This is a genomic window from Pseudomonas sp. FP2196 (genome assembly GCF_030687715.1).
Lineage (GTDB): Bacteria > Pseudomonadota > Gammaproteobacteria > Pseudomonadales > Pseudomonadaceae > Aquipseudomonas.
In genome coordinates, this window is record NZ_CP117445.1 from 5,628,593 (window position 1) to 5,640,325 (window position 11,733).

An 11,733-nucleotide genomic window follows, 5' to 3' on the forward strand; every position below is an offset into this window, starting at 1 on the left:
GGATGCCGGACGTGCTCCTCGGTATGTCATACCCAGTAGTTTTTAAATTCTCATCGGGCGCGGGCAGCTTTGATGCTGCCCCTCTTTAAAGTTGATTGGACTCCCGGCATTAAGTCGATTGAAGGTCGCTTTTGATGATTCACGATCATGAATACAGCCTATTGGGCGGGGTCAATCGAGCTTTGATTGGCCGGTATCTGACACTACTAGCAAGCGCGATTTCCGGCATTGCGGTTTTTTTGCTGCTATCAGCTGAAGATTTGGCTAAAAAGTATAATCTGCCTGTAAATCTTCCACCGACAGCCCTGTCGCTAATTGGAGCAGGTATCGTCTTTGCCTTGCTATACGCTTTATTCAATAAGACGGTTTGGAAATGGCGTTGGGCAGTCAAATATCTAAAAGTCCCTGACCTGTCGGGAGAGTGGCACTGCACTGGAACGACACTGGACATCGGAGGAAATCCGATTCGCAGCTGGGAAGCAGATGTATATATCTGCCAAACCTGGGACAAGATCAGAGTGCGTTTGAAGACTCACCAATCGGGCTCAAACAGTATCACTGCGGCTTTGGTTCACGATGAGGCTGACGGATACCGCCTTCTTTATAACTATCAAAATGATCCTAATCCCGGCGAGCCTGAGCTTCGAGGACACGTCGGCAGTGCAAATCTATTATTTACCAAGTTATTAGATAGCGCACAGGGTGACTATTTTAACGGTTACGGTCGGCCCACCTATGGGCGAATAGAGCTGAGGAGAAAGAATGAGCACGTCAATTAATGATCGAATTAACCGTCTACGCTCTAGACGCTCAGGGCTAGATAGATCCTCTGTAATCGCAATGGATGCGAAGGATTTCATCGTAAACCGAAGCCTCACAAAAGAGGCGTGGGAACATAGGGTTAAAGACAAGCCGAATACAACTTTTGCTTTAGGAGCGATGCAGGAGGTAGATCCTACCTACACCCGCATCAGCATCGAAACCGCAGAACGGGTTAGCAACCAGTTGTCGAAGAGGACAAGCGGCAGTCTCGAATTCGAGCTACAGGGATCAGTACCACTGAATGTCCATATTCGAGGGGTCAGTGATGTTGATCTTTTAGCAATAGAAGCTGACTTTCATACCTATGATGCGCGTGGGTACATGAGTACATCGGGTCAGTACCGCTCACCGACCTCACGCACTTCAGTTGGGGTGTTAACCGCTCGCAGGGGCGAAATTAGTAAAGCTCTTCGTGATGCGTTTCCCGCTGCGACGATTGACACTTCTGGCTCTAAGGCCATCAAATTGCAAGGAGGGTCATTAGCACGTCCAGTAGACGTCGTGCCTTCCCACTGGCATGACACTATCACTTACCAAGCCTCTGGTCAGAAACATGACCGCGCTGTCACTATTCTAGATTCGCATAAAAGTACCACGATTGAAAACTGGCCTTTCCTGCACATCAAAAAGGTACGAGAACGATGTGAAACCACAGGTGGTGGACTCCGCAAATCAATAAGGTTATGTAAAAACATAAAGGCAGAGCTCGAGGCAGAGGGAAAACCTGTAACGATCTCAAGCTTTGATATTGCCTCAATAATGTACCATGCCAACATGCATAGCCTCTCCGCTGGTGCCTACTACGAATTAGCGATATTGGCCGAGACCCAAAGATATCTGGATTATTTGTGGAACAACAAGGAAGAAGCGAGGAGATTAGTAGTACCTGATGGCTCCCGTTTTATCTTTAATACCGAGGACAAGTTCAATGGCTTGCTGCATCTATCCGTAGCAATGGACAGTCTCCTCCGAGAGGTAGCCAAAGAGCAAAACTACCTTCTAAGCTTATCCGATAAACCTTTGCTGGATGCCAGCAGGGTAGCTGTAACCAACGCGATCATTTTTTAAAGGTTGCGTGCAGCGCTTAGAGCCCCGTACAGAGACCAATTGAGCAGGGGGCAGACTGCCATGTCTATGACTTATCCGCTGGCAACCAGTCATTGATTAAGGTAGGGATTTTTGTATGACCACTTGGGTTCCAGTGCATGGTTGGCGACATCGGCGATGAAGCGCTGGGTTCCATTCGACTGCGGCTGATGAATTTCAGGCGGTGCTTCCCATGACAATACTAGGATATTCCCAGTCCGCTCCGAAGGGCGCCTGCTGGACAAGATCGAATACGTCGCGTTGTAGGTGCAACAGATATCTGAAATCCGGGATGAGATGACAGCCTTTCAAATACCACACCAAGGTGGTATTTGAAATACGGTTCCACAGAGTTTTTCATATTACTAAAAACGCCAATTTTCCTAGGGATTACAGACCAAAAAACCGGACGGACAGTATCCAATCCTGAAATCTACGTACCACATAATGGTTCAAGTCCGTGTGGGCCCACCAAATTTGAAAGCCGCGCTTAATGCGCGGCTTTTTCTTGGGTGATGGTTTGATACGGTTCGACTTCGCAGGACGACTTCCGCGAAGACTGTAGGCAAGTTCCGAAGCTGTGGTTTGAGGCGGTTTGGAGCCTGTTGGGCTTTTCTTTGACGGGATACTCTCAAGACGTCGCTGCTCATCAGCGGCCGGGCTTGGAAACCCGATGAAATCGAAACCGACAGCATCCAGACTTGTGATCAAAGTTATGGCGGCTGTGCGTGGGACGTCCTCGGACGTGCCGGTTTCATTGGTTCGGTTTCCCGGTTTCCAACCTGCGCACAGCTGTCACCCATATCAATGGAAGAGATTGTGGCGGCTCCTCACACCAGGAGTAAGACTATGACTGACACAAAACTGCCCCACCCTTCAGACCTGACAACAATCGGCCTCACCCCCTTCCTCTACTGCTCCAACCAACCTCTCTTCCACGTCAGCGCCGGCGTCCCGATTGGCGATGCTTTATCCCAAGCCTCCGACCTGCTGTTTCTAGTCAAAGCCTTCGCTGAAGACGCCGCCTACGACAAAAAAACCGACCGTCATGCCTGGGGCGCTTATTTTCTCGCGTCGATGAGCAAAGCGGTGATCGATGATGTGGTGAAGGTCATCAACCATCAAAGCTTTACGACACGGAATCGAACGCAGGTTTAGTGCTACTTTCCTCGATACGCGCCCCGATAAAACGGGGCGTCGATGCCTCTACACCCGGATATCCAATGAATGGCGCCTGGAATTACAAGGCATGGTGCATCGAGAAGCAGACCAGTATTGTCTGCGAAGCAGATTTATGAGGGAGCCATGAATGGCCGCCAGTAACTACATAGAAGCGGTGGAGATCATTCGTCGACTGGAAGGAGGAATCACACGCCCATTCCTGTGTCGTGCCAACAATGACAAGCACTATGTGGTCAAAGGCTTGGAACTACCGCCCGCCGAACGCATTGCCGAACTACTCTGCGCCCGTTTGGCTGCTCAGTTCGGCCTACCAATCCCAGAGCACGGCTGTATCTATGTCGATCCAGCCTTGTTGCGTTATAACCCGGAAGCTCGCAGTGATCTCGGACCAGGGGACAGTTATGCCCTTGCCTACGTCGCCGATGCTGCTGACCTTCTGTATTCACAAGCAATACAGGTTCCGAGCAGCCTTCAAAAAGCCGTCTTCATTTTTGATTACTGGGTCGGTAACAGTGATCGCCAGTTGGGGCCATTTGGTGGCCGTCCAAATCTGCTGATGTGCAGTAACAACAATCAGCTACAGCTGATCGATCACAACCAAGCATTCCAATGGCCACTGGATGCTTCAAGGTTTGCTGAAAGCCATGTGTTCGGCCCCGAAAATCGGGAATGGCGTTTGGATCTGGTCGACAAAGTTGAATACTCTCAGCGGATGCATGACACTGCGGGACGATTTCGTGGCCTATGCTCAGACATTCCCGAAGAGTGGTGTGAGTCCATCGGAGCACTCGGACTGGAAACGCTGCTTGAGGAAATTGAACGCAGCCTGATGCTTTGCCAATCGGACGAATTCTGGAGCGTCCTGAAATGAAATACACCTGTCTTTACAGCATTGTGCGCTTCGCGCCCTTTGCGGAAACCGAAGAGTTTGCCAATGTGGGCATCGTTCTCTCGGCACCTGCTATTGGCCGCATGGAGTACAAACTCGCTCGTAAAAATCTGAAACGGGTCAATCATTTCTTTGAGTGCAGCAACCTATTTGCGAAGGCTATGGAGATAGCCCAGAACGAACTGGACAGCATTCGCCTCATGACAGCAGGCGCTCAAGAATCGCAGATCGTTAACCACTTTCGATTCATGACGGAGCCGAAGGAGTCGATGATTCGCTTCAGCCCCATGCGATCAATACTTGTGGAAAACCTCGATGCGACCCTGGCTACGCTGTTCAACCGCTACATAGATCGCCAAGGCATAGGCCGCGAGCGGCGCGAAGAGATCATGGTTCGAGAGATTCGAGAATTGTTTTCACAAGCGTCTATTCGTAGTTTTCGCGATGACACCCTGACTGGCGATCTGACCAAACTTCATCTTCCCTTGGTACATCGCAATAAGGTCGTGGCGGCTATTAAACCCTTGGCTTTTGACCAGTCAGAGCCCAGCGCAATACTCGATCACTGCGATCAGTGGCTGATGAAATTCGTGAGAGCGGAGCAGGAAGGCATAATTCAGCTGCAAAACGTGCTTATCCCCGTGAGCACTCCTGCGGAGAGTGAATCCCCACGCCACCGCAAAGCGGTACACGTTGCCAAGGAAAGCATTGAGGCACGTGGTCTACAGCTGGTTGATTTCCAGGCAACACAGAAAATTGCCGACTTCGCACAGCGCTACGCTTAATAGTTGCTGTTTGCTCAATAAAGCCGCGCATTTGCGCGGCTTTTCCGTTTTTGTGTGATGTCTATATCTAACCCGCGGAGCCTGTAACATGCGCAGGCCAACCAACCCGCGCCCCATGGAGCCGCCCTTGCCAGACATCCGCCCGCCCGCGCTTGATGAAATCGACCGCCAGTTGATCGCCGCCCTGCAAATCAACGCCCGCGAAAGCGTGGCCATGCTCGCCCGGCAGTTGGGCATTGCGCGCACCACCGTGACGTCGCGGCTGGCGCGCTTGGAAAAGGCCAAGGTGATCACCGGTTATGGCGTGCGTTTGGGGCAACGTGTGGTGGATGGTGGGTTGCAGGCATATGTCGGGATCAAAGTGCAGCCGCGTTCCGGTAAAGAGGTGTTACGCCGGTTGAGTGCGATGGCGCAGGTGCAGCAGTTGTGCGCAGTGAGTGGCGAGTTTGATTATGTGGCGTGGTTGCGCACCGATTCGCCGGAGCAGCTGGATCAGTTGCTGGATCAGATCGGAAGTGTGGATGGGGTGGAGAAGACCACGACGTCGATCATCTTGAGTAGCAAGATTGATCGCGGGCAACCGGTTTGAGTTGGGTTGGCTGAAGGGCCTCATGGCCAACAGGCTTGCTTCCAAAATTGTCGGTGTGCAGCACCAGATTGTCACTTTGATCAATGATCTGGCAAAACGACGACACTTTGCGTCTTATTAACGTGTTCTATGCTCCCTAGAATGGCTGGCATCTTTTCCTATACTCAGACGCGCATCTCGCGTCGGGTCGCCAGTAAGGTCAGCCATGAACAAGAACAATCGCCATCCTGCAGACGGTAAGAAGCCAATCACCATTTTTGGCCCGGACTTCCCGTTCGGCTTCGACGACTGGATCGAACACCCGGCCGGTCTCGGCAGCATTCCTGAACATCATCATGGTGCCGAAGTGGCGATTGTCGGCGCAGGCATTGCCGGACTTGTCGCCGCCTACGAACTGATGAAGCTTGGCTTGAAACCGGTGGTGTACGAGGCTTCCAAACTCGGTGGTCGTCTACGTTCCCAGGCATTCAACGGCACAGACGGTATCGTCGCTGAACTCGGCGGCATGCGTTTCCCGGTATCGTCCACCGCGTTCTATCACTACGTCGACAAACTCGGACTCGAAACCAAGCCCTTCCCCAATCCGTTGACGCCGGCCTCCGGCAGCACCGTGATCGATCTGGAAGGCAAAACCCATTACGCACAGAAACTGGCGGATCTTCCTGCACTGTTTCAGGAAGTGGCTGATGCCTGGGCAGACGCACTGGAAGCTGGCTCGCAGTTCGCTGATATCCAGCAAGCCATCCGCGATCGCGATGTACCGCGCCTGAAAGAGCTGTGGAACACCCTCGTGCCGCTATGGGACGACCGCACGTTCTACGATTTCGTAGCCACCTCCGAAGCCTTCGCCAAGCTGTCGTTCCATCATCGCGAAGTGTTCGGCCAGGTGGGTTTCGGCACCGGCGGCTGGGACTCTGACTTCCCCAACTCAATGCTGGAAATCTTCCGCGTGGTGATGACCAACTGCGACGATCACCAGCACCTGGTGGTCGGCGGCGTGGAACAAGTGCCGCAAGGCATTTGGCGTCATGTGCCGGAACGCTGCGTGCATTGGCCGCAAGGCACCAGCCTGAAATCCCTGCACCGTGGCGCGCCGCGATCCGGGGTGAAGAAAATCGCCCACGCGCCAGATGGCCGCTTCGCGGTTACCGACAACAACGGTGACACCCGCGAGTACGCCGCGGTACTGACCACTTGCCAGAGCTGGCTGCTGACCACGCAGATCGAATGCGACGAAACCCTGTTCTCGCAAAAAATGTGGATGGCGCTGGACCGTACTCGCTACATGCAATCGTCGAAAACTTTCGTGATGGTCGACCGACCGTTCTGGAAGGACAAGGATCCGGAAACGGGCCGCGATCTGATGAGCATGACTCTCACCGATCGCCTGACCCGTGGCACCTATCTGTTCGACAACGGCGACGACAAGCCGGGCGTGATCTGCCTGTCGTACTCGTGGATGAGCGATGCGTTGAAGATGCTGCCGCACCCGGTGGAAAAACGCGTGGAACTGGCGTTGAACGCGTTGAAGAAGATCTACCCGAAAGTCGACATCGCCGCGCGCATTATTGGCGATCCGATCACCGTGTCGTGGGAAGCCGATCCGCACTTCCTCGGTGCGTTCAAGGGCGCCTTGCCCGGCCACTATCGCTACAACCAGCGGATGTACGCGCACTTCATGCAGGACGACATGCCCGCTGAGCAACGCGGGATTTTCATTGCCGGTGACGACGTGTCGTGGACGCCGGCGTGGGTTGAGGGCGCGGTGCAGACATCGCTCAACGCGGTGTGGGGGATCATGAAACATTTCGGCGGTTCTACACATAAAGAGAACCCGGGCCCGGGTGACGTGTTCAAAGACATCGGCCCTATCGCCCTGCCCGAGTAAGAGGAATCCCTGATGCGTGTAGCCCTTTACCAATGTCCGCCGCTGCCTCTGGACCCTGCCGCCAACCTGCACCGCCTGCATCAGTTGGCGATGGAGGCCAAGGGCGCAGACCTGCTGGTGCTGCCGGAGATGTTCATGACCGGTTACAACATCGGTGCCGAGGCGGTCAGCACTTTGGCCGAGGTTTATAACGGTGAATGGGCGCAGCAGATCGGCCGGATCGCCAAGGCTGCCGGCCTGGCGATCGTCTACGGGTATCCCGAGCGCTCCGCTGACGGGCAGATCTACAACGCCGTGCAGTTGATCGATTCGCACGGGGAGCGCTTGTGCAATTACCGCAAGACGCATCTGTTCGGTGATCTGGATCGGTCGATGTTCAGCCCCGGTGAAGGTGAGTTTCCAGTTGTTGAACTGAACGGCTGGAAGCTCGGTTTCCTGATCTGCTACGACCTGGAATTCCCGGAAAACACCCGACGCCTGGCCCTGGCAGGCGCCGAGCTGATTCTGGTGCCGACGGCGAACATGATTCCCTTCGATTTCGTCGCAGACGTCACCGTTCGCTCGCGTGCCTTCGAAAACCAATGCTACGTGGCCTACGCCAATTACTGCGGGCATGAAGGGGACATCCACTATTGCGGGCAAAGCAGCATTGCTGCGCCGGACGGCATCCGTATTGCTCAGGCCGGACTGGACGAGGCCTTGATTGTCGGCGAACTGGATCGGCAGTTGATGACCGACTCCCGCGCAGCCAATCGCTACCTCAGCGACCGCCGACCCGAGCTTTACGACGCGCTGAACAAGCGCTAATCCGCTAGCATTGGCACTTCACTGTTCTGGAAGTGCCCATGCCTGCGCCGACTCCCTCCTGTCCCCACACTGAAACCCTGGCCAACGGCTTGCGCGTGACCCTGCGTCATGTGCCCGAGCTCAAGCGCAGCGCCGCCGCATTACGGGTGGCCGCTGGCAGCCATGACGTGCCGTTGGCGTGGCCGGGGCTGGCGCACTTCCTCGAGCATTTGCTGTTTCTCGGTACTGAGCGTTTTCCTGCGAATGAAGGGCTGATGGCCTACGTGCAGCGTCATGGCGGGCAGGTGAATGCCAGCACTCGGGAGCGCACCACTGACTTTTTCTTTGAGTTGCCGACGCAGTCTTTCGGTGCAGGGCTTGAGCGTCTGTCGGACATGCTCGCCCACCCACGTATGAATCCGGACGATCAGTTGCGGGAACGGGAAGTGCTGCAGGCGGAATTTGTCGCCTGGTCGCAGGATCCGACGGCTCAGCGGCAGTTTGCGTTGTACGAGGGATTGCCGGCGGAACATCCGCTGCGCGGTTTTCACGCTGGGAATCGTGACACGCTGCAAGTTGAGCAACCAGCGTTTCAGCGAGCGCTGACAGACTTCCATCAGCAGTTCTATCGCTCCGGGCAAATGGCCTTGAGCCTCGTTGGACCGCAGAGTCTGGAGGCGTTACGTGTGCTCGCGGAGGCGTTTGCAGCGGCGCTTCCAACTGGGGATAACGTAGAGCAAGCAGGCGTCCTGCCGTTTGGGGTGAAAAGTTATCAACAGGTCGGTGAACGCCACGGCAATCTGCTGTTTGCATTCGAAGCGCTGCCCACCGCGTCCGCTGAAGCGCTGGCTTTTCTTTGCCATTGGCTGAACAGCACCAAGCACGGTGGACTGCTCGCGTATTTGCAGCAGAAAAATCTGGCTGACGGTTTGAAAGCAACGCCGCTGTATCACTTCGGCGGACAAGCCTTGCTGCATCTGCAGTTTGCGGCACCAGCCGAATCGCTGAGCGCGATTGGCGAACAGGTGCGCAATTGGCTCAGCTTCTTCGCGCAACAGGACTGGACGCCGCTACGCAAGGAATACGCAGCCCTGCTTCAGCGTCAGCAGCAAGTCAGCGGCGCGTTGCAACTGGCGCGTCTCGATATCGAGCAGCTGGAAAGTGGCCTGACCCACGCCGGCGTGTCAGCCCTCCAACAGATCCTTCGTGAAATCGGCACTGTGGATAACTTCAGCAACCACTGGCAACTGCCGGCCGCCAATCCGTTCTTGCGTACCGTTGAACCACTGGCCAACGCCGGATTGATCCGCGGCCAGACCAGCGCCCACCGTGGACTGCGCACGTTCGCTCAGGATCGTTCGCGCGGCCGTCGCGAACGCTCGCCCATGCAATTCAGCCAGGCATTGCCGGACAACGGTGATGAAGGTGCGATTTATCTGCGCTGGCAATTGGAGGTAGCAGCCAATGCTGATCTGCAAGCACAACTGCATCGCAGCCTTCTGGAAACTCAGGACGACGCACGTCAGGCCGGGGTCGAGTTGTCGCTCGGCACAACCGGCAATCAATGTTTGTTGAGGCTCACCGGCCTGCAAGAGCCGATGCCCGTCGTCCTGGAGCATGCGCTGAAATGTCTGACGCGAATTGACGCCGATTCCGTGCGAGGCGAGCCAGAAACGCCGTTGATGCCGATCCGCCATCTACTCAAGGCGCTGCCGGAGCATTGTCTGGCCTCAACGCCAACTTGCGCCAACGCCAATCATCTGTGGATAACTTCCCGCTGGGATGGCCTGGCGCTGGGCCTCAGCGCGCACACTCAATCCGCCATGGGTGTGGCGCTGAGCCGTATTCCCGGCATACCTGACAATCAATTGCCGGCTCCGTCGGCCATCAACGGCCAACATCTATGGAGCCACATCGACACCGCGTCCAGCGAACACTCGCTGCTGCTGTTCTGCCCGACCGCCAGCCGCGAAATTGCCGATGAAGCTGCATGGCGCCTGCTTGCGCAGCTGTGCCAGACGCCGTTCTATCAGCGCCTGCGCGTCGAACTGCAGTTGGGTTACGCGGTGTTCAGTGGTTTGCGGCAAATGCACGGACAGACCGGGTTGCTGTTCGGCGTGCAATCGCCAACAGCCACACCGCAAGCATTGCTCGGGCATATTCAGCAGTTTCTCGAAGGCCTTCCCGAAGTGATCGAACAACTTGATGACGCCAGCCTCAGCCAACAACGCCAAGCGCTCGCCGATCAGTTCAATGACACAAATCTGTCCACCAAAGACTCCGCAGAACTGCTGTGGCAGGCCAGACTCGCGGGCCATTCGTCGGATTACCTACCGCAATTGGTCGTCGCGATTGGCCAACTGGATCGCCCGGCATTGCTGGCAGCCGCACAGCGCTTAAACAACGCCGACGGTGGCTGGCTCTGCCTCGCCAGCGACGCTATGTCCTGCGAGCCATGGCAAGCGGCAAACTGATCATTACTCAGGCTGCAAGGAGCTTTCTCAAAGATTCACAGGCAATCACGGTGAAATTTTGAGTAACATAGCCGCCTAACTATTTGGAACATCCCCGCGCTGCCGTGGACTATACCTATGGACAGCGCTATCCCACCAACCTGAAGGAGACACCCTATGTCCTGGACAAAACCGGCTTACACCGACCTGCGTATCGGCTTCGAAGTCACCATGTACTTCGCCAGCCGCTGAGTCCTGCTCACGCAGACTTGCAGTGCAACGCCTCGGCTCGCCGGGGCGTTTTATTTTCAGCGTTGAAATGATGGAGCGTTCATGTTCGTCCAGATTCTGGGTTCGGCCGCCGGCGGCGGTTTTCCGCAGTGGAATTGCAACTGCGTCAATTGCGCAGGTTTTCGCGACGGCAGCCTGAATGCCAAGGCCCGCACTCAATCGTCCATCGCGATTTCCGACGACGGCGTGAACTGGGTGCTGTGCAACGCCTCGCCAGACATCCGCGCGCAACTGCAGAGCTTCGCTCCGATGCAACCCGGCCGTGCCCTGCGCGACACCGGCATCAGCGCGATCATCCTGATGGACAGCCAGATCGACCACACCACCGGCCTGCTCAGCCTGCGCGAAGGCTGCCCGCATCAGGTCTGGTGCACAGACATGGTTCACGAAGACCTGAGCACGGGTTTTCCGCTGTTCACCATGCTCAAGCACTGGAATGGCGGGTTGAACTGGAACCGCATCGAACTCGATCAAAGCTTCACCGTCGCCGCGTGCCCGAACCTGCGTTTCACCCCGCTGCCATTGCGCAGCGCCGCACCGCCGTACTCGCCGCACCGCTTCGATCCGCACCCGGGCGACAACATCGGCCTGATCGTCGAAGACCTGAATACCGGCGGCAAACTGTTCTATGCGCCGGGGCTGGGCAAGGTTGAAGCTCCACTGCTGGAAATCATGGCGGGCAGCGATTGCGTGCTGGTGGACGGCACCATGTGGGACGACGATGAAATGCAGCGCCGTGGCGTCGGCACCCGCACCGGGCGCGAGATGGGCCATCTGGCGCAGAACGGCCCTGGCGGCATGCTCGAAGTGCTGGAACAGCTTCCCGAGCAGCGCAAGGTGCTTATCCACATCAACAACACCAACCCGATCCTCGACGAGGATTCCCCGGAGCGCGCAGAACTGGCGCGGCGTGATGTTGAAGTGGCGTATGACGGCATGAGTATTGTGCTGTAGCTGATGGC

General features: G+C 55.9%; 11 protein-coding genes. All 11 read left to right on the forward strand.

All coding sequences use genetic code 11. The annotated features are described in order from the left end of the window. Positions 1–134: 134 nt before the first annotated feature. The 11 genes from PSH79_RS25295 (at position 135) to pqqB (ending at position 11,725) form a co-directional block, all read left to right on the forward strand. Positions 135–779 (forward strand): pancortin-3, encoded by a 645-nt coding sequence (locus PSH79_RS25295; protein WP_020309472.1) that lies wholly within the window; start codon positions 135–137, stop codon positions 777–779. Beyond that, a complete protein-coding gene (locus tag PSH79_RS25300; RefSeq protein ID WP_032673420.1) occupies positions 763–1,890 on the forward strand; it encodes a lipoprotein in 1,128 nt (375 codons plus the stop codon). The genes PSH79_RS25295 and PSH79_RS25300 overlap by 17 nt, the downstream gene beginning before the upstream one ends. An 867-nt stretch (positions 1,891–2,757) precedes the next feature. Then, a complete protein-coding gene (locus PSH79_RS25305) occupies positions 2,758–3,066 on the forward strand; it encodes a DUF3077 domain-containing protein (RefSeq protein WP_305440144.1) in 309 nt (102 codons plus the stop codon). A gap of 151 nt (positions 3,067–3,217) precedes the next feature. Next, positions 3,218–3,961, forward strand: a complete 744-nt coding sequence (locus PSH79_RS25310; protein ID WP_305440145.1) for a HipA family kinase — start codon at positions 3,218–3,220, stop codon at positions 3,959–3,961. Further along, positions 3,958–4,764: a DUF3037 domain-containing protein gene (locus PSH79_RS25315; RefSeq protein ID WP_305440146.1), complete on the forward strand. Its 807-nt coding sequence runs from the start codon at positions 3,958–3,960 to the stop codon at positions 4,762–4,764. Before PSH79_RS25310 ends, PSH79_RS25315 begins: the two co-directional genes overlap by 4 nt. Positions 4,765–4,891: 127 nt before the next feature. Continuing rightward, positions 4,892–5,353, forward strand: coding sequence for an Lrp/AsnC family transcriptional regulator (locus PSH79_RS25320; protein WP_187680847.1), 462 nt, complete (start codon positions 4,892–4,894; stop codon positions 5,351–5,353). Positions 5,354–5,558: 205 nt separating this feature from the next. Continuing rightward, positions 5,559–7,241 carry an NAD(P)/FAD-dependent oxidoreductase gene (locus PSH79_RS25325; RefSeq protein ID WP_305440147.1) on the forward strand — a complete coding sequence of 561 codons (1,683 nt, stop codon included), beginning with the start codon at positions 5,559–5,561 and terminating at the stop codon, positions 7,239–7,241. A gap of 12 nt (positions 7,242–7,253) precedes the next feature. Then, entirely contained in the window at positions 7,254–8,048 is a 795-nt protein-coding gene (locus PSH79_RS25330; RefSeq protein WP_305440148.1) for a carbon-nitrogen hydrolase family protein, read from the forward strand. A 38-nt stretch (positions 8,049–8,086) separates the two neighbouring features. After that, a complete protein-coding gene (pqqF, locus tag PSH79_RS25335) occupies positions 8,087–10,501 on the forward strand; it encodes a pyrroloquinoline quinone biosynthesis protein PqqF (RefSeq protein ID WP_305440149.1) in 2,415 nt (804 codons plus the stop codon). A gap of 156 nt (positions 10,502–10,657) precedes the next feature. Continuing rightward, entirely contained in the window at positions 10,658–10,732 is a 75-nt protein-coding gene (pqqA, locus tag PSH79_RS25340) for a pyrroloquinoline quinone precursor peptide PqqA (RefSeq protein ID WP_003422658.1), read from the forward strand. Positions 10,733–10,813: 81 nt separating this feature from the next. Continuing rightward, positions 10,814–11,725, forward strand: a complete 912-nt coding sequence (pqqB, locus tag PSH79_RS25345) for a pyrroloquinoline quinone biosynthesis protein PqqB (RefSeq protein WP_305440151.1) — start codon at positions 10,814–10,816, stop codon at positions 11,723–11,725. Positions 11,726–11,733 lie beyond the last annotated feature (8 nt).

Coding starts and splice junctions, on each gene's coding strand:
- PSH79_RS25295 (WP_020309472.1), top strand. CDS start 135: ATGATTCACGATCATGAATACAGCCTATTGGGCGGGGTCAATCGAGCT.
- PSH79_RS25300 (WP_032673420.1), top strand. CDS start 763: ATGAGCACGTCAATTAATGATCGAATTAACCGTCTACGCTCTAGACGC.
- PSH79_RS25305 (WP_305440144.1), top strand. CDS start 2,758: ATGACTGACACAAAACTGCCCCACCCTTCAGACCTGACAACAATCGGC.
- PSH79_RS25310 (WP_305440145.1), top strand. CDS start 3,218: ATGGCCGCCAGTAACTACATAGAAGCGGTGGAGATCATTCGTCGACTG.
- PSH79_RS25315 (WP_305440146.1), top strand. CDS start 3,958: ATGAAATACACCTGTCTTTACAGCATTGTGCGCTTCGCGCCCTTTGCG.
- PSH79_RS25325 (WP_305440147.1), top strand. CDS start 5,559: ATGAACAAGAACAATCGCCATCCTGCAGACGGTAAGAAGCCAATCACC.
- PSH79_RS25330 (WP_305440148.1), top strand. CDS start 7,254: ATGCGTGTAGCCCTTTACCAATGTCCGCCGCTGCCTCTGGACCCTGCC.
- pqqF (WP_305440149.1), top strand. CDS start 8,087: ATGCCTGCGCCGACTCCCTCCTGTCCCCACACTGAAACCCTGGCCAAC.
- pqqB (WP_305440151.1), top strand. CDS start 10,814: ATGTTCGTCCAGATTCTGGGTTCGGCCGCCGGCGGCGGTTTTCCGCAG.